This is a genomic window from Devosia elaeis, assembly GCF_001650025.1.
GTDB lineage: Bacteria > Pseudomonadota > Alphaproteobacteria > Rhizobiales > Devosiaceae > Devosia > Devosia elaeis.
Genome location: NZ_LVVY01000146.1, coordinates 1 through 22,658, shown reverse-complemented (window position 1 = coordinate 22,658; position 22,658 = coordinate 1). Strand labels below are relative to the sequence as shown.

The window sequence follows — 22,658 nt, the reverse complement described above, 5'->3', positions numbered from 1 at the left end:
TAAACCACACTTCCTCCACACAAGCCCGAGGGTGACGAGTGGTGGTTGGGCGGGGCGCTTCTGCATACACCGGCCCGGCACCCTCCCCCTTGCGGGGAGGGCTGGGGAGGGGGGATGGACGGCAGGGTGTTAACGTCAGGCGCTTGTGCCTGCCGGCACCCCCTCCCAGCTTCGCTAAGGCCTGTCGGCCAAGCTGCGCTACCTCCCCCGTCAAGGGGGAGGTAGGCGTGGTGTTGGGGGCGCGATCCGGCCCCACCCCTGGTCGTCACCCTCGGGCCTGACCCGAGGGTTCTTTGTTCTTGGGTGTATCGCAAACACCCTCGGGTCGAGCCCGAGGGTGACGATCCGTAGGTGGGGGTGGCTCAGTTGTCCACTGATGCCCCCCTCCCTCAGCCCCCTCTTAAAGGGGCAAGCAAAACGTGACCGGGCTAGTGGCCCAGCGCCTTGACGATGTCCTCGGTCACCTTCTTGGCGTCGCCGAACAGCATCATGGTGTTGTCGCGGAAGAACAATTCGTTCTGCACGCCCGCATAGCCGGCGGCCATGCCGCGCTTGATGAACAGCACCGTTCCGGCATCCTCGACATTGAGGACCGGCATGCCGTAGATCGGCGAGGTCTTGTCGGTCTTGGCGGCCGGGTTGGTCACGTCATTGGCGCCGATGACGAAGGCGACGTCGGACTGGGCGAATTCGGAATTGATGTCTTCCAGTTCGAACACTTCGTCATAGGGCACATTGGCCTCGGCCAGCAGCACGTTCATGTGCCCGGGCATGCGGCCGGCCACCGGGTGGATGGCATATTTGACCTCGACGCCAGCGGCCTTGAGCATGTCGGCCATTTCGCGCAGGGCGTGCTGGGCCTGGGCCACGGCCATGCCATAGCCGGGCACGATGATGACCTTGCCGGCATTTTTCATCAGGAACGCCGCGTCGTCCGCCGCGCCCTGCTTGACCGGGCGGTCGTCCTCGGCGCCGCTGGCAGCAGCGGCGGCGTCGCCGCCGAAGCCACCCAGGATCACCGAGATGAACGAGCGGTTCATGGCCTTGCACATGATGTAGGACAGGATGGCGCCCGAGGAACCGACCAGCGCGCCGGTGATGATCAGCGCCGTATTGCCCAGGGTGAAGCCGATGCCGGCGGCCGCCCAGCCCGAATAGGAATTGAGCATGGAGACCACGACGGGCATGTCGGCCCCGCCGATGGGGATGATCATCAGCCCACCCAGGATCAGCGCCAGGATGGTGATGGCCCAGAACAGCCAGGGCTCGCCGGTCACCGTGAAGGCCCAGACCAGCGCCACGATGGCGATGCCGAAGCCGATATGGATGAGATGGCGGGCCGGCAGCAGGATGGGCCGGCCGCTCATATTGCCGTTGAGCTTGGCGAAGGCAATGACCGAGCCGGTAAAGGTGAAGGCGCCGATGGCGGTGCCGATCGACATCTCGATCAGCGCCTGGGCATGGATATGGCCCATCTCGCCGATATTGAAGGCTTCCGGTGCATAGAGCGCGGCGGCGGCCACGAAGACGGCGGCCAGGCCCACCAGCGAGTGGAAGGCGGCGACCAATTGCGGCATGTCGGTCATCTTCACCGAGCGGGCGATATAGGCGCCGATGCCGCCGCCCAGGCCGAGGCCGCCGACGATCAGGAGCCAGCTCAGCCAGTCGCTGGGCGCGGCCACCAGCAGCGTGGTGAGCACGGCAATGCCCATGCCGACCATGCCGAAGAGATTGCCCTGCCGCGCCGAGGCGGGGGAGGAAAGCCCGCGCAGGGCCAGGATGAACAGGATGCCGGCGGCCAGGTAGAGCAGGGCGGCGATATTTGCGTCGATCATTTCGATCAGCCCTTCTTCTTGTACATGGCCAGCATGCGCTGGGTCACCAGGAACCCGCCGAAGATGTTCACGCTTGCGAACACCAGGGCGATGAAGCCGAAGAGTTTGGAAATCCAGCTCGCGTCATGGACCATGTGCACGCCGACGGCGAGCAGGGCGCCCACCACGATCACCGAGGAAATGGCGTTGGTGACGCTCATCAGCGGCGTGTGCAGGGCCGGAGTGACGCTCCAGACCACGAAATAGCCCACGAAGATCGCCAGGACGAAAATGGCGAGACGGAAGGTGAAGGGGTCGATTGCGGACATATCCATCTTACTTGCCTTCCTTCTTTGCCGCCGGCTTGGCGGCAGGCTTCTTCGCGGCGGGTTTCTTTGCCGCCTCGGTTTTCGGCGCGGCGGCCTTGCGGGCCGGGGCCTTCCCGGCTTTTGCGGGCGCGGCCGGGGCAGGGGGGATCACCGCCTCGGGCACGGGCGCCGCCTCGGCTTTCTCGGCCGTCTTGCGGGTGGCCGGCTTCCTGGTGGCGCCGGTCTTGGCCGGAGCATCCTTGGCCTCGACCTTGGCGGCCGGCTTTTTCGGCGCGGGCTTGGGCACGGCGACCGGCTTGGGCGTCTCGGCGGGCGCGGCGGAAACAAAGTTCGGATGCACCACGGCGCCGTCGCGGGTCAGCACGGTGGCTTTCACCAGCTCGTCGTCCCAATTGATGGCGAGCTTCTTTTCCTTCTTGTCGATCAGGGTGTCGATGAAGGACAGCAGGTTGCGCGCATAGAGCTGGCTGGCAGTGGTGGGAATGTGCCCGGCCAGATTGGTGTGGCCCACGATGGTCACGCCGTTATGGACGATCACCTTGCCCGGCTGGGTCAGTTCCACATTGCCGCCGCGCTCGGCGGCCAGATCGACGATGACCGAGCCGGGGGCCATGGATTCGACCATGGCGCGGGTCACCAGCTTGGGCGCCGGGCGGCCCGGGATCAGGGCGGTGGTGACGACGATATCCTGCTTGGAAATATGCCCGGCGACCAGCTCGGCCTGGGCCGCCTGCTCGTCCTTGGTCAGTTCGCGCGCATAGCCGCCGCTGCCCGAGGCGTCCTTGAGGGCATCGGTCATGATGAACTTGGCGCCGAGCGATTCCACCTGCTCGCCGGCGGCGGCGCGGACATCGGTTGCCGAAACCACGGCGCCCAGGCGCTTGGCGGTGGCGATGGCCTGGAGGCCCGCGACGCCGGCGCCCATGACGAAGGCCTTGGCCGGGCGCACCGTGCCGGCGGCCGTCATCATCATCGGCATGGCCCGGTCGAACAGGGCCGCCGCTTCGATCACGGCCTGGTAGCCGGCCAGGTTGGCCTGGGAGGAGAGGATGTCCATGACCTGCGCGCGGGTGATGCGCGGCATGAATTCCATGGCCACGGCCGAAACGCCCGCCTTGGCCAGCGCGGCCACGTCCTTTTCGTTGCCATAGGGGTCGAGCGCCCCGATCAGCAGCGCGCCTTTATTGACCCCCGCGAGGTCGGCGGCAGCGGGGCGGCGCACCACGAGCACGATATCGGCGCCCTTGAGGGTGGCGGCGGCATTGGCGCCGATGGAGGCGCCCGCCTCCCTGAACAATTCGTCGGAGAGGCGCGAACCCAGGCCCGCCCCTTTCTCGACACTGACTTCGGCCCCCAGGCCGATCAGTTTGGCGACGGTTTCGGGAGTGGCGGCGACGCGGCTCTCTCCCTCGAAACGCTCGCGCAAGACGGCAATCTTCATGGAAAGTCTCCTACCCGCCTGCCGGGGGCAGGCTTGTTTCGCGGCGCCAGCCTATGGGTTCTGGATCAGTGGATGATCAGGAAATAGAGGACGATCATCAGGGCCGCCATGCCGTAGATCGACCACTTCACGCCCTGCACGAAGCCGTTATAGGTCTTTTCATGTTCGGCATAGTCCATGGCGGATTCCAGTACCGGCTCGGGGTGATGTTCTGGGCGGGTTTTGGCCATAAGATCCTCGGAAGTACAGTCGTCTAAAGGTGTTAAGCCGAAAGTGGTGCCTCAGGGCGAGGTCGCTTCCAGCTCGTCGATCAGCCGCTCGATCATCGAGAGGCCGAGCGACCAGAATTGGGGATCCTTCGCATCGAGCCCGAAAGGCGCGAGAAGTTCGGAATGATGCTTGCTGCCCCCTGCCTTGAGAAGCTCGAAATAGCGCTCCGCAAAGCCTTCGCTGGCCTTCTCATACTGTGCATAGAGCGAGTTCACAAGGCAGTCGCCGAAGGCATAGGCATAGACATAGAAGGGCGAATGGATGAAGTGCGGAATATAGGTCCAGAACACCTCGTAGCCTTCATTGGCCACGATGGCGTCGCCGAGCGATTCCGCCTGCACCTCGAGCCACATGGCGTTGATTTCCTCGGCCCGCAATTCGCCCTGGCGGCGGGCGGTATGGACCTTGCGCTCGAAGGTGTAGAAGGCGATCTGCCGCACCACCGTATTGAGCATGTCTTCGACTTTTGAAGACAGCAGCGCGAAGCGCTGTTTGGGATCGGTGGTCTTGTCGAGCAGGGCGCGGAAGGTCAGCATTTCCCCGAAGACCGAGGCGGTCTCGGCCAGGGTCAGCGGCGTATTGGCCAGGATCGGTCCCTGCGCGGCGGCAAGGCGCTGGTGCACGCCATGGCCCAGCTCATGGGCGAGCGTCATGATATCGCGGGTGCGCCCGAGATAATTGAGCATCAGATAGGGATGGGCGCTGGGCACGGTGGGGTGCGCGAAGGCGCCCGAGAGCTTGCCATTGCCGGTGGGCGCGTCGATCCAGCCGGAATTGAAGAAGGGCTTTGCCACGTCCGCCAGCTCCGGCGAAAAGCGGCCATAGGCGTCGAGCACGGTGGAGACGGCGCTGTCCCAGTCCCAGATGCGCTCGTCGCTGGTCGGCAACGGCGCATTGCGGTCCCAGGCATTGAGCTTGTCCTTGCCGAACCACTTGGCCTTCATCCGGTAATAGCGGTGGCTGAGGCGCGGATAGGCGTCCTGCACCGCGCTCTGCAAGGCATCGACCACTTCGCGCTCCACCGCATTGGCCATGTGGCGGCTATCGGCGATGTCCTGGTAGCCGCGCCAGCGGTCGGAGATTTCCTTGTCCTTGGCCAGCACATTGGTGATGTGGGTGAAGAGCCGCACATTGGCCGCGAAGGTCTTCGACAGCGCCTTGAAGGCGCCTTCGCGCTTGCTCTCGTCCTTTTCGGACAGCAGGTGCAGCGTCGCTTCCAGGTTCAGCGTCTCGCCGTCGACCTCGAATTCCAGGCTCGACAGCGTCTCGTCATAGAGCCGGTTCCAGGCCGAGAAGGCGGTGACCGACTTGTCGTGGAACAATTCCTCCAGCTTGTCGTCGAGCTGGTAGGGCTTGGCCTTGCGCAGGTCGGCGAACCAGGTGCGATAGCGCGCCAGTTCCGGGTCCTTGGCGAAGGCGGCTTCGAGATCGGCATCCTCGATGCGGTTGAGTTCGAGTTCGAAGAACAGCACCCGGGTCGAGAGCGCGGTCAGCGCCTCGTTGGTGTCGCCCATGAACTTGGCGCGGTCCGGATCGGTGGAGCGCTGCGCATATTGCAGGAACGAAAACGAGCCGATGCGGCCCGACAGGTCCCCCAGAACCTCGCTGTCCTTGATCGCCTTGATGAGTTGGCCCGACTTGGTGAGGTCGACCAGCTTGCCCTTGTAGTCCTGCTCGAACTTGGCCGCGAGCGCCTTGGCCTCTTCGAGCGCCGCCTTGAATTGCGGGCTGTCCTTGCCGGGATAGAGATCGTCGAGATCCCAGACCGGCAGGTTTCCGAACTGGTTATGGCCCTTTTGTACGGCTTCGGACATGCAACGCGACTCCCGAGAAAAGTTTCGGGCCGGACCTTAGCTAGCGCGGGGAGGGATGGAAAGGTGGTCCGGTGACGCGGGGATTGTCGGAGGTCCCCCTCATCCGCCCTTCGGGCACCTTCTCCCCGAGGGGGAGAAGAATAGTCCGGCGCGCCCCCTTATTCCTCTCCCCCTTGGGGAGAGGGTGGATCGGGCGAAGCCCGAGACGGGTGAGGGGGTTCTTACCCCGCCAGCAACCGGCTCGACCCTTCCCAGATCAATTGCAGCGCCAGCAAGAACACCAGCCAATAGGCGATCCGGTAGAACAGCCGCGCATCGATGCGGCGCACCAGGTAGACGCCGAGAAACACGCCCAGCACCCCCACCGGCGCCAGGGCCGCCGACAGGGTCAGGTTCTCTACATTGAGCTGGCCGAGGAAATAATAGGGCACCAGCTTGGCCGTGTTGACGATGGCGAAGAAGAAGGCCGTGGTGCCGGCATAGAGCGCCGGCGCCAGGCGGCGCGGCAGCACATAGATCTGGAAGGGCGGGCCGCCGGTATGGGAGATGAAGCTGGTAAAGCCGGCCAGCCCGCCCCAGAACACGCCCCAGGGCTTGGAGGGCGGCAGGCCTTCGAGCTTCTTGCGCAGGGGAAAGACCGCGTCGAGCACGAAAAGCAGCGTCACCACGCCCACCATAAGCAGCACCATGGCGTCGCTGACCACGGCCCAGAGCGCCCAGCCGATCAGCGTGCCGACGGCCGCCCCCGGCAGCATGATCTTGAGCAGGCTCCAGTCGCATTCCTTGCGATACATCCAGATGGCCACCGCATCCATGCAGAGCAGCACCGGCAGCATCATGCCGGCCGCGTCGCGCGGCGCCATGACCAGGGTGAGCAGCGGCACGCCCACCACGCCCAGCCCACCGAGCAGGCCGGCCTTGGACAGGCCGACGATCAGCACCGCGATCACGGCGATCGTGACGAAAAAGGGATCGAACATGGGGAAGCGAATCCGGAGGGAGGCAGGTGGCCTAGCTCCACGCCCTGGGACGGGATTTGTCAACCTTGGGGGCCGGTCGCGGCGCCGATGTGGCGCGATACATGATCGTCCCTCATCCGCAATCGTCACCCCCATACACGATCGTCATTTTCACACGCGAGGGTCATTTTCATACGCAATCGTCATCCCATACACGATCGTCACCCTCGGGCTTGACCCGAGGGCTCTTGCGATGCCGAAAACACCCTCGGGTCAAGCCCGAGGGTGACGAGCGGTGAGTGGCGGGATCATGCGGCAAACACCACCCCACCACCCCCACCGCCCCACCTCCCCCTTGATGGGGGAGGTAGCGCAGCTTGGCCGAAGGCCTAGCGGAGCTGGGAGGGGGTGTCGGCACGCACGAGACATTTGCCCAAATGCGATAGCCCTCTCCTCAAGGAGACGTGCAGGCGGGCGCCCGGGACAAGGCCCAGCCCGAAAACAAAAATCCCCGCCGAAGCGGGGATTTTCAGACCTGCGAACCAGGCCGGCTCATTCCTCGTCGGTGCTGTCCGACTTGAGCGACTTGAGCTTGGCGAAGACCGAATCCGCGTCGATATCGCTGTCGGCGGGCTGGGCCGGGGCGCGGTCCTCGCCCTCGAAGCCTTCCTCGGCTTCGTAGGAAGAGCGGCCGCCGGCGCGGGCCAGGGCTTCCTCGGCGGTGAGCAGGGTGGTGCCCTCGTGGAGTTCGCTCTGGGCGGGGGCGTCCTTGCTGGCGCGCTTGACCTCGAGGTCGAGATCGATCTGGCTGCACAGGCCCAGCGTCACCGGGTCCATGGCGGTCAGGTTGGCCGAATTCCAGTGCGTGTTCTCGCGCACCGATTCAATGGTCGATTTGGTGGTGCCGACCAGGCGCATGATCTGCGCGTCCTTGAGCTCGGGATGGTTGCGCACCAGCCACTTGATGGCATTGGGGCGCTCGTTGCGGCGCGAAATGGGGGTATAGCGCGGACCCTTGCGCTTGACGGCGGCGACGCGGACCTTGGGCTCGGACACCTTCATGCGGTAATTGGGATCGGCCTCGGCCTTCTCGATTTCCTCGCGGGTCAATTGCCCGTTCTGGATCGGGTTGACGCCCATGATGCCGCTGGCCACGTCGCCATCGGCGATGCCCTGCACTTCCAGCGGATGCAGCGTGCAGAAGGCGGCGATCTGCTCGAAGGACAAAGCCGTGTTGTCCACGAGCCAGACGGCGGTCGCCTTGGGCATCAGAAGGGACTGGGACATGGTTAAATTACTCCTGCTGGCGCGGCCGGTTTTCCTCCGGGCCGCTCCGCCTCTTGGCCAAATGCTGAGGGGGAACTGACCGATAATATAGGGAAAATGCCGTCGATCCGCAATGATTAAGTCGGCTTGTCCCCGCCGTCCTGCGGGGTGAGCAGGATCAGTTTTCCGCGATGGGCGCGGCTTTCCATCAGCGCGTGGGCCTGGGCCGCCTGCTCCAGCGGGAAGGTGGCGATGGCCGGGCGGGTCGCGCCGGGCCGGGAGAGCGCGGGCAGGAAATGCTGCCCGATATGGGCGGCGATTCCGGCCTTGGTGGCGGCCGATTGCGGCCGCAGGGTCGATCCGGACAGGGTCAGGTCCTTGGCCATGAGCAGCCGCAGCGGCAGGCTGGCATTGCCGCCTTCGAGAGTGGATATCTGCACGATATGGCCGCCCCGCGCCGCCGCCTCGATATTGGTGCGCGCCACGTCGCCGCCCACGATATCCACGATCCGGTCGGCGCCGTGGCCCTGGGTCAGGGTCTTGACGCGCTCGACGATATCCTCCCGGCTGCGGTCGATCACCGCTTCGGCGCCGATGGCGCGGCAATAATCGGCCTTGGCGCCGTCCGAGACCACGGCGATGGCCCGGGCGCCAAGGAGCGCCGCAATCTGGATCGTGGCGCTGCCGATGCCACCGGCGCCGCCATGGGCCAGCACCCACATGTCCTGTTCCAGCCCGGCGCGCAGCACCAGGGTCTGCGTCATGGTGAACCAGGTCTCGGGCAGGGCGGCGGCTTCGGCAAAGCGCCAGCCCCGGGGCATGGGCAGGACCTGGCCGGCGGGCACGGCGACATATTCGGCATAGCCGCCGCCATTAGTCAGCGCCATCACCCTGTCGCCGGGGGCAAAGCCGGCCGCTTCCGCGCCCAGGGCAACGATCTCGCCGGCCACTTCCAGGCCCGGCAGGGGCGAGGCGCCGGGGGGCGGATCGTAATGGCCGCGTCGTTGCGCCAGGTCAGGGCCGTTCACCCCCGCCGCCGCGACGCGGATCAGCACCTCGCCGGGGCCGAGCTCGGGCCGCGGCACGCGGCGCGCTTGCAGCATTTCGGGGCCGCCGGGGGCGGCTATGGCGACGGCGAGCATGTCGGCGGAAAGGGTCATGGCGCGATGCTGGCGCAAGCCGGCTTGCCCCGCAAGGCCAGAGCGCTAAACTTCGACCGCTTTGTACCCGGGAGACGAAAATGGACGACGAAGAGCGCAGCAAGCCCAGGAGCCATGAGGTCGGCATGGTGCTCGACACCCTCTCGGTGGAGGAATTGCACGACCGGATCGCCCTGCTCGAAGCCGAAATCGCGCGGCTGCGCCAGGCCATCGATGCCAAGGGCTCGTCCCGCAAGGCGGCGGAGGCGGCGTTCAAGTTCTGAGGGCGAGCGCGACATGAAAAGCACAATCGCGGGCTCGTGATCGGACAGGGTTAAGAAATCGAGTCCTGTTAAGGTCGAATTAAGCTTTGCGCGTTAGGGTCTCGTTATTCAGATTGTTCTGAATTTTTCAGAGTGGTTTCTCCCTCTGTTTGACGCCTCCCTGTTAACTTCGAGAGCCGCAAATGCTGTGGCTCTTTTTCTTTTTGTGCAACGGGGTTTGGCTGCCACGCTTAAACCGGATTTTTAGGATAGGCGGAACCTTGGGGTGACGGCTGGCGGCATTGCGCCTAGCATGGGCCCATTGGAGGACGATCCTTGGCCGAAACGGGCGAGACCAAATCCGCGATATCCATCGGCCCGCGCATCGTGGCGTCGGGCGGGTTCGATGCGCTCTATCGGGAAGGCATGGGCCTGATCGAGGCGGTCGCCGCCTATCTCGACGACAGGGGGCGCCTGGAAAGCCGGGTGCTCTCGCGCGAGGCGGGATTTCTCTATGCCACCGAATCCATGCGGCTGACGACGCGGCTGATGCAGCTGGCGTCCTGGCTGCTCTTGCAGCGGGCCGTCAATGAAGGCGAGATCACTCGCGAAAATGCCCGGGCCGAGAAGGAAAAGGTGCGGTTTTCCGCCACGCCCAGCGAGCGCGGCGGCCCCGGCTATGACCAGCTCCCCGCCACTTTGCGCGATTTCATCGACAAGGGCGATCGCCTGTTCGAGCGCGTGATGCAGCTCGATGCGCTGGAGAAGGGCGACCTGCCGGACAGGGTGCCGGTCCAGGCCAATGGCGTCGCCGACCAGCTCGCCCGCATCAAGGCCGCCTTCGCCCGCGCCTAGACGTCTCATCCTTCGCCGGCATCCCCCAAGCAAAAAGCCCGGCGCGATGGCCGGGCTTTTCGAAATTCCGCAAGGCTGGCTTAGATGCCCAGGCCCTTGAAGCGCTCCTTGAAGCGCGAGACGCGACCGCCGCGGTCCATCAGCTGGCCCGTGCCGCCGGTCCAGGCGGGATGGGTCTTGGGGTCGATGTCGAGCTGCAGCGTGTCGCCTTCCTTGCCCCAAGTCGACTTGGTCTGGTAGGTGGTGCCGTCGGTCATGACCACGTTGATGACGTGGTAGTCGGGGTGAATATCGGTCTTCATGGCGTCGCCTCAAATCAAACGGGCGCCGCAGCGCCCGGAGAGCAAAACTGGTATTGGGCGGCTTCCTACATGAGATGCACCGGCTTCGCAAGTCCGGCGGGGCGGCAAATTTGCCGCTTGTGCACGAGGTTGCGGCTCCCGGGGGCAGGGCCTATATGGAGGCGGTCGCCACGGGCGGCGGCTCCAGCAATAAAGACGGCTTCATAACGCCATGACAGACCAGGCCGTGCCCGTTGAGGCCGATCCCGAAAAGATTGTGCCCGAAACCAGCGTCGAGCCCAGGCGGTTGCGCCCCTTGCGGCGGCTGGTGCCCTTCATCCTGGCTTATCCGGTGCGGCTGACGCTGACCGTGCTGTTCCTGCTCACCTCGGCCATTTCCTCGCTCGCCATTCCGGCCGCCCTGGGCGGGGCGATCGATGAAGGCTTCGTGGCGCAGAACCTGGAAAATGTCGGGCGCTATGGCTGGCTGATCGTCACCATCGCCGCCATCATGGCCATAGCCAGCGGCGCGCGCTTCTATTTCATCTCGGTGATCGGCGAGCGCGTCCTGGCGGATCTGCGCCAGGCGGTGTTCAGCCACCTGCTGCGGCTCGACGCCAAATATTTTGACACCAATCGCATCGGCGAATTGACCAGCCGGCTCAATGGCGACGTGGCGGTGATCCGCGGCGCGGTGGGCTCCAGCTTCTCGCTGGCCCTGCGCTCTCTGGTCACCATTATCGGCGCGCTGGTGATGATGATCCTCACCAGCCCGGTGCTGACCCTTGCCGTGGTCATCGCGCTGCCGGCGGTGCTCGTGCCGGTCATGGCCTTTTCCCGCCGGCTGCGCGGCATGTCGCGCAAGACCCAGGATGCGCTGGCCGACCTCTCGGCCATGGCGACCGAGATGCTGGGCGCCAATCGCACCGTCAAGGCCTTCACCCAGGAAGGGGTGCAATCGCGGCTCTATGACGAGCGCAGCGAAGCCAGCTATCGCGCCGAAACCCGGCGCCTGGCCGCCCGCTCGATCATGGTGGCCATGGTCATCTTCCTGGGCACGGCGGCGCTGGTGGGCCTGGTCTGGTGGGGCGCCCGCTCGGTGTTCGAGGGCTCGGTGTCCGCCGGGCAATTGGCGCAATTCCTCGTCTATGCGCTGATGGCGGCCGGCGCCCTCACCAATGTGTCGGAAGTGCTGGGCACCTTGCAGATGGTGGCCGGCTCCACCGAGCGGCTGACCGAAATTCTCGATACCACGCCCCGCATCCAGGACCCCAAGAAGCCGCTTCCGCTGCCCCAGCCGCCGCTGGGCACGGTGGAATTCGACAATGTCACCTTCTCCTATGACGGACCGGAGGGCGAGCCGGTGCTCGACGGCATCAGCTTCTCGGTCGCCAGGGGCCAGACCGTGGCCCTGGTCGGCCCGTCGGGCTCGGGCAAGTCGACCGCCCTGTCGCTGTTGCAGCGCTTCTACGATATCGATGGGGGAAGCATTCGCGTCGATGGCCTCGATATCCGCGACGTGGCCCTGCATGACCTGCGCTCCCGCTTCGCCTATGTCGAGCAGGAGCCCATCATCTTCGCCGGCACGATCGAGGAGAACATCCTTTTCGGCAAGCCCGATGCCGGCCGCGACGAGGTGATCGCGGCGGCGCGGGCGGCGCTCGTCGACGATTTCGTCGCCGACCTGCCCCTCGGCTATGACACGGTGGTGGGCGAGCGCGGCGTCATGCTCTCGGGCGGGCAGAAGCAGCGCCTCGCCATTGCCCGCGCCATCCTGCGCAATGCGCCCATCCTCCTGCTCGACGAAGCCACTTCGGCGCTGGACGCGCAGAGCGAGCACCTGGTGCAATTGGCGCTCGAACATCTCATGGCGGGCCGCACCACCCTGGTCATCGCCCACCGCCTCGCCACCATCCGCGACGCCAGTACCATCCTGGTGCTCGAAGGCGGCCGCATCATCGACCAGGGCTCGCATGACCAATTGGTCGGCAAGGGCGGCCGCTATGCCGAACTGGCCAAATTGCAGTTCCGGACGGCGTAAGCCATCGGCCCACCCCTCTCCCCTTGTGGGAGAGGGGCAGCGCAATCCGCGTTCAGCGGATTGTGCAGGGTGAGGGGTTCTCTCCTCCGCAGAGGAGTGTGGGAAGCCTCTGAACACCCCTCATCCGCCCTTCGGGCACCTTCTGCCACAAGGGGAGAAGGAAGATTAGAGTTAAACCAAAGCCCCCACCAGATCCCACAGCCGTTCCCGGCCCAGGATCAGCAGCCAGGGCGTATCGTCCTTCGGCACGATCTCGACGCGCCCTCCGGTGCCCTCGTTGGAGGTGCCCAGCCGCCCCGCCGGATCGAGCAGCAGGTCGTTCATCGGGTAGAACAGCCCTTCGGTGCGGTCGAAGACGATGGGCACCAGCGGATGTACCGATATGCGCTCGCCCGCTTGCGCCTCGAAGGCGAAGGGGCCGGAAACGGCCAGGGCCACGTCCACCTCGTCCACCAGGATCACGTGGCGGGTCCGGGCCACTTCATGCAGGGCGCCCAGCGCCGCCAGGGTATGGTCGAGCCGCTTGCCGGTCATGCCCAGGGCCAGGGTCACCGGCGCGCTGGTCGAATAGAGCGCCTTCTGGAAATCGGTACTGATCTGTTCGGGGATATGGATGACGCGGGTGCGGGCCGCCCAGCCCGCCCGGTCCGACACCGAATCAAGGTCGCCGAGTATGGCCTCGGGCAGGAGCCCGGCCGCGTCCAGCGCCTCGGCGCCGCCATCGGCGGCGATCAATGCGACATTGCGGGCCGCCAGCTCGCGCAGCAGGGCGGGATCGACAGTGCCGCCGCCGACAATGGCCAGCGGACGCTCGAAGTTCAGCAGCACCGTATTGCCGCTATCGGGAAAGGGGGATTGCACTTGGGGAAGTCTCTCAATATGGTCCGCACCGTCTCGCTGGGGTGTTCCGGTTGCCGCCGGAGCTGAGAGTTACCCATAGAACCTGAACCAGGTCATGCTGGCGGAGGAAGTTCGAGATGGCAAGGGTGCATCTCTGCGCCCCCACCATTGACCACGCCCCTTCCCCCATGATCGCAATTGAATGAAGGGATGACCCATATGGTCAAGTTCTCCTCCATCGCGCTTGCGGTCCTTCTTGCCGGAGTTTCCGGCATGGCGCTCGCGCAGGACAAGCCTGTCCTCACCATCTACACCTACGATGGGTTCGCTTCCGATTGGGGCCCCGGCGTGCCGCTCAAGGCGGGCTTCGAAGCCAATTGCGAATGCAGCGTCAATTTCATCGCCGCCGACAGCTCCATCGGCACGCTGCGCCGCGCCCAGCTCGAAGGCGAGAGCACCGAGGCCGATATTCTGCTCGGCCTTGATACCGCCATTGCCGGGGAGGCCCGCGCCACCGGGCTCTTTGCCGATCACGGGCTGGACCTGAGCCATCTGGTCCTGCCCGAGCCCTGGACCGACGCGCAATTCGTGCCCTTCGATTATTCGCATTTCGCCTTCATGCACGACACCGACAATATGCCGGTGCCGCCGGCCTCGTTCGAGGAGCTGATCGCGCTGCCCGACAGCGTCAAGATCGCCATCCAGGACCCGCGCTCGGCCACGCCGGGCCTGGGCCTCTTGCTCTGGGTCAAGGCCGCCTATGGCGAGCGCGCCCCCGAGATCTGGGCCGGCCTCAAGCCGAAAATCCTCACCATTACCCGCGAATGGAGCGAGAGCTATTCGCTGTTCCTGGAAGGGGAGGCCGACATGGTGCTCTCCTACACCACCTCGCCGGCCTACCACATCCACGACGAGGACGATCACACCATCAAGGCGGCGCTGTTCACCGAGGGACATTTCCCGCAGATCGAGGTGGCCGGGATTTTGAAATCCTCCGACCAGCAGGAATTGGCGCGCGACTTCCTCGCCTTCCTCGCCTCGCCCGAAGGCCAGCAGCATATCCCCACCACCAATTGGATGTTCCCGGTGGTGGATCTGGGCGACAAGCTCGACCCGGCCTTTGCCGGCCTGCCGCAGCCGGAAAAGACGCTGACCCTGCCCGAAGAAGAGATCACCGCAAACTCGGCCGCCTGGATCGACGAGATGCTGGCGGCGGTGCAATAGGACCGGCGATGCTGACGCAGGCGCAATGTGGCACCCTCCCCCTTGCGGGGAGGGCTGGGGTGGGGGGCGCACACGCTCGACCATCGGGGCTCCCGCACCCCCTCCCATCCTCCCCCGTCAAGGGGGAGGTGCCGCATCCAGTGGGGGGCAGTATTGCGTCTCACACAGCGGCCCGGCACCCTCCCCCTTGCGGGGAGGGATGGGGTGGGGGGTGGCCCCCTCGGTTCTATCGGCCCATATGCGATGACCCCGCCTCAAGGGGGAGGGGAATGGAGTGCGGCGTGCGTCCAGGCACGATGCCATTCTTCTCCCCCTCGGGGAGAAGGTGGCGCGAAGCGCCGGATGAGGGGGATGCCGGAGCGAACACAAAATGCTGACCCTTCCCCACCGTCCCGCCCGCATCACCATCGCTACGGCGCTCTCCATCGCCATTGCGGCGCTCATCGCCGCGGTGCTCTGGGCCATCCTGGCGGCGGCGACCGATGCCGGCGGCCATTCGCGCGTCGATATTCCGCACCTCCTGCGGATGACCGCCATTCAGGCCGGGCTCACCACCATCCTCTCGCTGCTGGTCGGCATGGCTTTGGCCTGGGCGCTCAATCGGCTGCGTTTTGTCGGTCGCGATCTCATGGTCGGCCTCTTCGCCGCCGCCATCGTCACCCCGGGCATGGTGGTGGCCTTCGGCCTCCTCTCCATCTGGGGTCGCAATGGCTGGATCAACCAGTTCAGCCAATCGCTGTTCGGCGTCAGCTTCGATTCTCCGGCCTATGGGCTTTCGGGCATCCTGCTCGCCCATGTCATCCTCGATGGCGCCTTCGCCGCCCGCATCCTGCTGGCCCGGCTCGATGCCATTCCCGCCAATCGCCTCAAGGTGGGTCAGTCGCTGGCGCTCTCCGCCGGGCGGCGCTTCCGCCTCATCGATTGGCCGGCCATGGCCGGCAGCCTGCCGGGCCTGGGCGCCATCATCTTCCTCCTGGCCTTCACCAGCTTTCCCATCGTCCTGCTGCTCGGCGGCGGGCCGGCCAACCAGACGCTGGAAGTGGCGATCTTTTCCGCCGTGCGGCTCGATTTCGACCTTGCCGGCGCGGTGCGCCTGGCGCTGACGCAGATCGGGGTCTGCGCCCTGGTCATCCTGCTGGCCTCGGCCTTCAGCCCGGTGCCGGCGGCGCTCGGCCGCTCGCTGCCGCCCACCTGGCGCGATGGCCCCGGCGCCCGCGCTTTGCAATGGCTGGTGCTCATCATCGCCACCCTCGGCTTCGCCCTGCCGCTGCTCTCGGTGCTCTATGACGGCATTGTCGGCGGCTTCGGCCGGGTGCTGGCGCAGCCCGCCTTCTGGCGCGCCACCATCACTTCGGTCGGCATCGGCACCGCGTCGGCCCTGCTCACCTTGATGCTCGCTCTGGCGCTGGCGCTGGGCCGCAGCGCGGCGGGTCATCCGCTGGCGCGGACCGGGCTCGGCATACCCGCTTTCGCCTATCTGGCGGTGCCAGCGGTGGTGCTCTCGCTCGGCTTTTTCCTCCTGGTGCGCAATTTTGGCGTTTCGACCAGCCTTGCGGCCCCATTCGTGGTGGTCGGCGCTAACAGTCTGCTGGCCTTACCCTTCGCAATGGCAACGCTGGGTCCACCGCTCGACGCCATCGTGCGCACGCGCGGCAAGCTCATCCGCTCGCTCGGCATCGGCGGCTGGACGCAGTTCGCCCGCATCGAATATCCGCTGCTCGGGCGCGATATCGGGCTGATGCTGGCGCTGAGTTTCTGCTTTTCCCTCGGGGATTTAGGCGTCATCGCCCTGTTCGGCACCCAGGATTTCCAGACCCTGCCGCTGATGATGTACCGGGCGCTCGGCTCCTATCGCAACAACGATGCCGCCGCCATTGCCGCGATCCTCTTGATCGGCACCATCGCCGCCTTCATCTTCCTGCCCCGCCTCATCGAAAGGCTCGCCCATGCTGGTCGCCGACAAGCTTAGTTTCGCCTATCCGGAGCAGGCGTCCTATCTGTTTTCTCTGGAGGCAAGTCCCGGAGAAATAACGGCAATTTCCGGCGCCAGCGGTTCGGGAAAATCGACTTTGCTCGATCTGGTCGCCGGGTTCCAGCGCCCCCGATCCGGCGCGCTGACCCTGGACGGCACCGACCTGTTGCCCCTGCCGCCCGAACGTCGTCCGGTCTCGCTCCTGCTGCAGGCGGACAATCTCTTCGATCATATCAGCGCCGCCGAGAACGCTCTTCTGGGCCTGCCCAGGGGCACGCCGAAACAAGAGGGATCGGCGGCGGTCAAAGCCGCCTTGGCGGAGGTGGGACTGGCCGGTTTCGAGGATAAATCGGCCGCCACCCTGTCGGGCGGCCAGAAGCAGCGCGTGGCCTTGGCGCGGACGCTGCTGCGCGACCGCGCCGTGCTGCTGCTGGACGAGCCGTTCTCGGCGCTGGACGACGAGACCCGCAGGACGACGCGGGACCTGGTGGGCGAGCTCACCCGCCGCCATGGCTGGCACACGATCCTGGTCAGCCACCATGCCGACGACATCGCGGCGCTGGCCAACCGGCATTATCGCCTGGTGGACGGCCGGCTGGAGCGCGTCTGACGCGCTCCCCTTACTCGGCCCAGGCCGCCAGCGCCCGGTCGAACAGGACCTGGGCGTCTTCGTCCTTTTCCAGCGTCAGGATGGCATTGCGGCCGGTGCCGTAGATCACGGCCAGGTCGATCCAGCGGCGGCTGCGCAGCAGGTCGGAATTGGCCGCCACGTCATTGGGCGAAGCGCTGAGGGCGAAGAGGAAGGAATTGCCCACGACCCGCGCGGCGGCGCCGCTCAGGGCCGTGCCCGGCACCAGTTCCTCGTTCTTCAGCAGCACCCCGGCCAGCGTGGCGATCGAGCCGCCCATGAAGGTGTCGGGCACATCGAAGGAAATTTCCATCAGATGGCTCGCCGGCAGGATCGGGTCGCTGTTCTTGCGGATGGTGATCGAGACTTCGAGATTGCGGGCGGGAATGCTGGCGCGGGCCTGCAGCGTCGGCAGGCCGATCTCGTCGACGCCCTCGGTCCAGTCCACCGTGCCCGAGAAGGGAACGGCGCCGCTTTGGCCGTCGCCGGAGGCTTCGAGCAGCAGCGATTGATTGCCGGCCAGGTTGACCGGGTCGACGCTGGCTGCCGGGTCATTGGCATTGGCGATGGAAGTATCGCTACCCGAGAGGCGCTCTTCGGTCTTGTTCTCGCCGGTGCCGATGGAGGGCAGGATGCTTTCCCCGCCGGTCGGGGTCACCGGTTCGGGCGTGGGCTCCAGGCGGTCCTCGGCGACGCCTTCCAGCGCGCTGGTCGGCTCGGAGGCATTATTGGTGGCGGTATTGCCCGGACCCGCAGCGCCTTCGCTGTCGCCGGTGGGATTGGCATCCAGGGTCGGCAGAGCGGGCTGGTCGGCATTCTGCGCCGTCTCGGTGATTGCCGGCTGGTTCTGGCCGAACATCTGGTCGAGATCGACATAGCCCTCGCGCCAGGCCCAGAAGCCGGCGCCGCCGACGCCGACCAGCAGCAGGGCGAAGACGACGAGGAAAATGGTCAGCCCCGCGCCCGAGCGGGTCTCGGCTTCGGCGGCGGCAAAACCGGATTCGTCGGGGCGGTCCATGCCGTCGGCCAGGCTGGCCGGGGGCGGGGGCATGGGCGGCAGGGGCTCGGCGGGCTCGCCGCGCGCCTCGCGGTCCAGCGTTTCGATGGCGCGCTCGATGGCGCCTTCGGCCTCGCGGGTTTCGCTGCCTTCCAGGTCGACCTCGCGCACGCTGGAAAGGGCGGGCTCGACCGACAGCGGCGGCTCGATGATGACCGGCTCGGCGGCCGGCTGATGGGCCAGCGCGGTGCTGCCCAGGACGGGCTCGACCACCGGCGCGCCGGGCAGAATGGCCGGCTTGTCGTCGGGCCTGGCGAGGAAGGGATCGCGCCGGGGCGTGAAAAAGCCCGAGCGGGTGGGGACCGGCTCGGGCGCCGTGTCCTTGTTCGCAACCAGGCTGATGGCGGCGCCGGAGGTTTCGGCGGCCTCGGCGATAATGTCCTCGATGGATTTCTGCGCGGCGGGCGCTTCCGGCTCGGGCTCCGGATCGGCCGGGGCGGGCGCTGCCTCTTCCGCCTGCGGTTCCGGCTCGTCGGCCTCGGGGGCCGGGGATTCTTCCGGCGCCGCCATGGATGCGGGCGGCTCGGACGCTTCGAGGGGCGCGGCGACCGGTTCCGGCGCGGGCTCCTCGCGCGGCGACGGGGGCGGCTTGGGCGCCTGGACGGGCGGCGTCATGGCCGGCCGCACATTCTGGGGCTCGCGACCCAGATTGATCACGGCCTCGCTGGCTTCCTGCTCGACCTGGCGGATGCAATCCTCGAGCTGCAGGCGATGTTGGGTGATGTCGCGCGCGGGCAGGGGGGGCTGGATGGCGCGCAATTGCCCGACCAGGGCGGAGCGCGCCTTCTCATAGACCGCGCGCCGCGCGGCCCCGTTATTCTCGGGCAGCGCCGAGATCGCCCGACGCAACAGCTCCTTGTAATCCGCCATTGGCTATTTGGTACTCACTCTGACAGCGCAGTCTTGTAGCAAAATTTCTCAATCTTGGAATGGGTCAACCACGAGGATCGTGTCGGCCCGTTCGGGAGAGGTGGACAACAAGGCCACCGGCGCCCCGATCAGTTCTTCGATATAGCGCACATATTTGACCGCCTGGGCCGGCAATTCGGCCCAGGAGCGCGCGCCCGCCGTGGTTTCCGACCAGCCTTCCAGCGTTTCGTAGATCGGCTTAACGCGGGCCTGTGCCCCCATTGAGGCGGGCAAATAATCAATCCGTGATCCGTCCAGCTCATAGCCGACGCAGACCTTGATCTCCTTGAGCCCGTCGAGCACGTCGAGCTTGGTCAGGGCGATGCCGGTAATGCCGCTTGTCTTGACCGTCTGGCGCACCAGCACGGCGTCGAACCAGCCGCAGCGGCGGGGGCGGCCGGTATTGACGCCCACTTCGCGGCCCACCACCGCCAGGTGCCGGCCGATCTCGTCATCGAGCTCGCAGGGGAAGGGGCCTTCGCCCACCCGGGTCGTATAGGCCTTGGTGATGCCCAGCACATAGCCGATCGCCGTGGGGCCCAGGCCCGAGCCGGCGGCGGCCTGCCCGGCCACGGTGTTGGAGGAGGTGACGAAGGGGTAGGTGCCGTGATCGTTGTCGAGCAGCGCGCCCTGCGCGCCTTCGAACAGGATGCGGGCGCCCTCGCGGCGCTTGTCTTCCAGCACGCGCCAGACCTGGTCCATGAAGGGCAGGATGTCCCCGGCGATCGAGCTCAGTTCCTCGTGGATGGTCTCGGCGGCGATCTCGCTCAGGCCCATGCCGCGGCGCAGCGCATTGTGGTGCGTCAACAGCCGCTCGATCTTGGGCATCAGGGTGTCGGGCTCGCTCAGGTCCACCAGGCGGATGGCGCGGCGGCCGACCTTGTCCTCATAGGCCGGGCCGATGCCGCGGCGGGTGGTGCCGATCTTGAGCCCGGCATTGGCGTCCTCGCGGATGCCGTCCAGCTCGCGATGCAGGGAGAGAATCAGCGGCGCATTGTCGGCGATGCGCAATATTTCGGGGGTGATCTTGACGCCCTGGCCGCGCAGCTTGGCCATTTCCTCGACGAAATGGTGCGGGTCGACCACCACGCCATTGCCGATGACCGACAGCTTGCCCTGCACCAGGCCCGAGGGCAGCAGGGCGAGCTTATAGCTTACCCCGTCGATGACCAGCGTATGGCCGGCATTGTGGCCGCCATGGAAGCGCACCACCACATCGGCGCGCTCGCTGAGCCAGTCCACGATCTTGCCCTTGCCCTCGTCGCCCCATTGCGAGCCGACGACAACCACATTCGCCATAATCCAGTCTTCCCCAAGAAAACGCGGTAACAGGCCCGCTTCTGCCGGACCCTTCGATGAGCGGACGCCTATCCCCTCGGCCGCCCTTGTCTGGTTTGATTGCGGCCGAATAGCTGGTAAGTCCAATTGTCCTTACATCACCGGGGCGTCGATGACAAAGCCGCACGAGACCCAAAATAGCGGCATTTTCGCCCGCATGCTCGATCAGCCCTATCTGCTGCTGGTTCTGGCGCCGCTGTTCTGGGGCGGAAATGTCGTCGCGGCCAAGCTGGTGGTGGGGGAAATCGATCCGTTCCTGCTGCTGGCGGCCCGCTGCGTGCTGGCGACCCTGTTCATCTGGCCCTTCGCCCTGCGCCACCTGCGCGCCGATTGGGCCGAGGTGCGGGCCAATTGGCTGGTGCTCATGGTGTTCGGGGTGGTCGGCTATGCGCTGTTCAACGGCTTTCTCTATCTGGGCCTGCAAACCACGAGTGCGGTGAATTCGGCCATCGAGCAGGGCTCCCTGCCGATGCTGATTCTCGGCGCCAATTTCCTGTTCTTCCGGGTCCGGGCGCGGCCGGTGCAGATCGTGGGCGTGCTGCTGGCGATTTTCGGGGTCATCCTCACCGCCACCCATGGCGATCCGGCCCGGCTATTGCGGATGGACCTCAATGTCGGCGACGGCTTCGTCATTCTCGCCTGCCTGTCCTATACCGGCTATACGCTGGCTCTGCGCTTCCGCCCCAAAGTGCATATCATGAGCTTCATGGCGGTGTCCTTTGCCGGCGCGGCCGTCACCGCTGTGGTCATGCTGGCCGTGCTGGGCGGCGGGTTGGGACAGGTGGCGACGCTGGGCGATGCCTCGCTCAATGTCTGGCTGGTGATCGCCTATGTCGCGGTCTTTCCCTCCATGTTCAGCCAGGTCGCCTATGCCCGCGGGGTGGAACTGGTCGGCGCCAACCGCGCCGCCCCCACCCACAACCTGATCCCGGTCTTCGGCACGCTGGGCTCGGTCCTGATCCTGGGCGAAGCGCTGGAGCCCTATCACTTCGCCGCCGCCGCCATCATCATCGCCGGCATCGTCCTCGCCGAATGGGCCGCACGACGGTTTTAGGCGGGGCGGAGGTGCCCAACGTCCACCCCACAATTCGTCACCCTCGGGCTTGACCTGAACGCCCTCGGGTCAAGCCCGAGGGTGACGAACGGTGCGTGCGGCAAACGCCGGCCCCCACCTCCCCCTTGACGGGGGAGGTAGCGCAGCTTGGCCGACAGGCCTAGCGAAGCTGGGAGGGGGTGCTCCCACGCACTGGCGCTAGAAAACAAACACCCTGCCGCCCATCCCCCTCACCCGTCTCGGGCTGCGCCCGATCCCCCCTGTCCCCGAGGGGGAGAGGAATAAGAGGCTAGCGCCGGCCCATTCTTCTCCCCCTCGGGGAGAAGGTGGCCCGAAGGGCCGGATGAGGGGCTTCGAGCCGCCCCGCAGGGCAAAGCTCTCCGGCGGAGAGATTTGAGGCGAGAAGGCCATGAGCGCTATGCGCGAATGGCGGGGCGCTGTCCCAAACACCGGCCCCACCTCCCCCTTGACGGGGGAGGTAGCGCAGCTTGGCCGATAGGCCTAGCGAAGCTAGGAGGGGGTGCCGGCAGGCGCAGACGTTAGAAATCAAACACTCTGCCACCCCGTCCCCCTCACCCGTCTCGGGCTGCGCCCGATCCACCCTCTCCCCGAGAGGGAGAGGAATAAGAGGAGAGCGCCGAACCATTCTTCTCCCCCTCGGGGAGAAGGTGCCCGAAGGGCGGATGAGGGGCTTCGAGCCGCCCCGCAGGGCAAATCTCTCCAGTGGAGAGATTTGAGGCGAGAAGGCCATGAGCGCTATGCGCGAATGGCGGGGCGCTGCCCCAAGAACCGAACCCACCTCCCCCTTGACGGGGGAGGTAGCGCAGCTTGGCCGAAAGGCCTAGCGAAGCTGGGAGGGGGTGCTCCCACACACCGGCGCCTGATGTCGACACCCTGCCGCCCACCCCCGCACCCGTCTCGGCCTTCGGCCGATCCACCCTCTCCCCGAGGGGGAGAGGGATAAGAGGGCAAACGCCGAACCATTCTTCTCCCCCTCGGGGAGAAGGTGCCCGAAGGCCGGATGAGGGGGCTGCTGCCACAAACGCCGAACCCGCAAAAAAAAACCGAAACTTATCCCCGCCCCCATCACTCCATACTATCCTCCCCCTCATCAGCCGGGTGGAGATGGGGTTGCAACGATCAACCTGTCTCTTATACACATCT

19 protein-coding genes and 1 riboswitch are annotated in these 22,658 nt (G+C 66.1%); of the genes, 7 read left to right on the top strand and 12 right to left on the bottom strand.

The genetic code is table 11. From position 1 onward, the window contains the following. Positions 1-428: 428 nt before the first annotated feature. From A3840_RS18590 to A3840_RS18560, 8 genes are all read right to left on the bottom strand, one after another. Entirely contained in the window at positions 429-1,832 is a 1,404-nt protein-coding gene (locus tag A3840_RS18590; protein ID WP_067460656.1) for an NAD(P)(+) transhydrogenase (Re/Si-specific) subunit beta, read from the bottom strand. 8 nt (positions 1,833-1,840) lie between these two features. After that, positions 1,841-2,149, bottom strand: a complete 309-nt coding sequence (locus A3840_RS18585; protein WP_067460638.1) for a proton-translocating transhydrogenase family protein — start codon at positions 2,147-2,149, stop codon at positions 1,841-1,843. A 1-nt stretch (position 2,150) separates the two neighbouring features. After that, a complete protein-coding gene (locus A3840_RS18580) occupies positions 2,151-3,584 on the bottom strand; it encodes a Re/Si-specific NAD(P)(+) transhydrogenase subunit alpha (RefSeq protein ID WP_067460636.1) in 1,434 nt (477 codons plus the stop codon). Between the two features lie 65 nt (positions 3,585-3,649). Beyond that, positions 3,650-3,814, bottom strand: a complete 165-nt coding sequence (locus A3840_RS19220; RefSeq protein ID WP_082904039.1) for an aa3-type cytochrome c oxidase subunit IV — start codon at positions 3,812-3,814, stop codon at positions 3,650-3,652. A 51-nt stretch (positions 3,815-3,865) separates the two neighbouring features. Continuing rightward, positions 3,866-5,668 (bottom strand): M3 family oligoendopeptidase, encoded by a 1,803-nt coding sequence (locus A3840_RS18575; RefSeq protein WP_067460633.1) that lies wholly within the window; start codon positions 5,666-5,668, stop codon positions 3,866-3,868. Positions 5,669-5,889: 221 nt separating this feature from the next. Continuing rightward, positions 5,890-6,648: a sulfite exporter TauE/SafE family protein gene (locus tag A3840_RS18570; RefSeq protein WP_082904038.1), complete on the bottom strand. Its 759-nt coding sequence runs from the start codon at positions 6,646-6,648 to the stop codon at positions 5,890-5,892. A 531-nt stretch (positions 6,649-7,179) separates the two neighbouring features. Then, positions 7,180-7,914 (bottom strand): DUF1013 domain-containing protein, encoded by a 735-nt coding sequence (locus A3840_RS18565; RefSeq protein WP_067460630.1) that lies wholly within the window; start codon positions 7,912-7,914, stop codon positions 7,180-7,182. A 116-nt stretch (positions 7,915-8,030) separates the two neighbouring features. Beyond that, positions 8,031-9,053, bottom strand: coding sequence for an NAD(P)H-quinone oxidoreductase (locus A3840_RS18560; protein WP_067460650.1), 1,023 nt, complete (start codon positions 9,051-9,053; stop codon positions 8,031-8,033). An 80-nt stretch (positions 9,054-9,133) separates the two neighbouring features. On the opposite strand from A3840_RS18560, the gene A3840_RS18555 reads away from it, so the two are divergent. After that, on the top strand, positions 9,134-9,316 hold the full coding sequence (locus A3840_RS18555) for a DUF1192 domain-containing protein (protein WP_067460628.1): 183 nt from the start codon (positions 9,134-9,136) through the stop codon (positions 9,314-9,316). A gap of 315 nt (positions 9,317-9,631) precedes the next feature. Continuing rightward, positions 9,632-10,150, top strand: coding sequence for a protease adaptor protein RcdA (gene rcdA / locus A3840_RS18550; RefSeq protein ID WP_067460625.1), 519 nt, complete (start codon positions 9,632-9,634; stop codon positions 10,148-10,150). An 80-nt stretch (positions 10,151-10,230) separates the two neighbouring features. On the opposite strand, the gene rpmE is transcribed toward rcdA, so the two are convergent. Next, entirely contained in the window at positions 10,231-10,452 is a 222-nt protein-coding gene (gene rpmE, locus A3840_RS18545; RefSeq protein ID WP_046105508.1) for a 50S ribosomal protein L31, read from the bottom strand. 211 nt (positions 10,453-10,663) lie between these two features. On the opposite strand from rpmE, the gene A3840_RS18540 reads away from it, so the two are divergent. Then, positions 10,664-12,472, top strand: coding sequence for an ABC transporter ATP-binding protein (locus A3840_RS18540; protein WP_082904036.1), 1,809 nt, complete (start codon positions 10,664-10,666; stop codon positions 12,470-12,472). Between the two features lie 171 nt (positions 12,473-12,643). On the opposite strand, the gene A3840_RS18535 is transcribed toward A3840_RS18540, so the two are convergent. Further along, on the bottom strand, positions 12,644-13,333 hold the full coding sequence (locus A3840_RS18535; RefSeq protein ID WP_165603226.1) for a thiamine diphosphokinase: 690 nt from the start codon (positions 13,331-13,333) through the stop codon (positions 12,644-12,646). Between the two features lie 27 nt (positions 13,334-13,360). Next, a riboswitch (TPP riboswitch) is annotated at positions 13,361-13,461 on the top strand. Positions 13,462-13,531: 70 nt separating this feature from the next. On the opposite strand from A3840_RS18535, the gene thiB reads away from it, so the two are divergent. The 3 genes from thiB to A3840_RS18520 all read left to right on the top strand — a co-directional run bounded on the left by thiB (position 13,532) and on the right by A3840_RS18520 (position 17,118). Continuing rightward, entirely contained in the window at positions 13,532-14,536 is a 1,005-nt protein-coding gene (gene thiB / locus A3840_RS18530; RefSeq protein ID WP_245676666.1) for a thiamine ABC transporter substrate binding subunit, read from the top strand. 370 nt (positions 14,537-14,906) lie between these two features. Then, positions 14,907-16,505 (top strand): ABC transporter permease family protein, encoded by a 1,599-nt coding sequence (locus tag A3840_RS18525; protein WP_067460619.1) that lies wholly within the window; start codon positions 14,907-14,909, stop codon positions 16,503-16,505. Continuing rightward, on the top strand, positions 16,483-17,118 hold the full coding sequence (locus tag A3840_RS18520) for an ATP-binding cassette domain-containing protein (RefSeq protein ID WP_067460616.1): 636 nt from the start codon (positions 16,483-16,485) through the stop codon (positions 17,116-17,118). Before A3840_RS18525 ends, A3840_RS18520 begins: the two co-directional genes overlap by 23 nt. Positions 17,119-17,128: 10 nt before the next feature. Here A3840_RS18520 and A3840_RS18515 read toward each other — a convergent pair whose 3' ends face one another. Both A3840_RS18515 and A3840_RS18510 read right to left on the bottom strand, forming a co-directional pair. After that, entirely contained in the window at positions 17,129-19,063 is a 1,935-nt protein-coding gene (locus A3840_RS18515; RefSeq protein WP_067460613.1) for a hypothetical protein, read from the bottom strand. Between the two features lie 48 nt (positions 19,064-19,111). Continuing rightward, positions 19,112-20,401 (bottom strand): adenylosuccinate synthase, encoded by a 1,290-nt coding sequence (locus A3840_RS18510; RefSeq protein WP_067460610.1) that lies wholly within the window; start codon positions 20,399-20,401, stop codon positions 19,112-19,114. A gap of 151 nt (positions 20,402-20,552) precedes the next feature. Between A3840_RS18510 and A3840_RS18505 the strand changes: the two genes are divergently transcribed. After that, positions 20,553-21,494, top strand: a complete 942-nt coding sequence (locus A3840_RS18505; RefSeq protein ID WP_082904035.1) for a DMT family transporter — start codon at positions 20,553-20,555, stop codon at positions 21,492-21,494. The last annotated feature ends 1,164 nt before the right edge of the window (positions 21,495-22,658 follow it).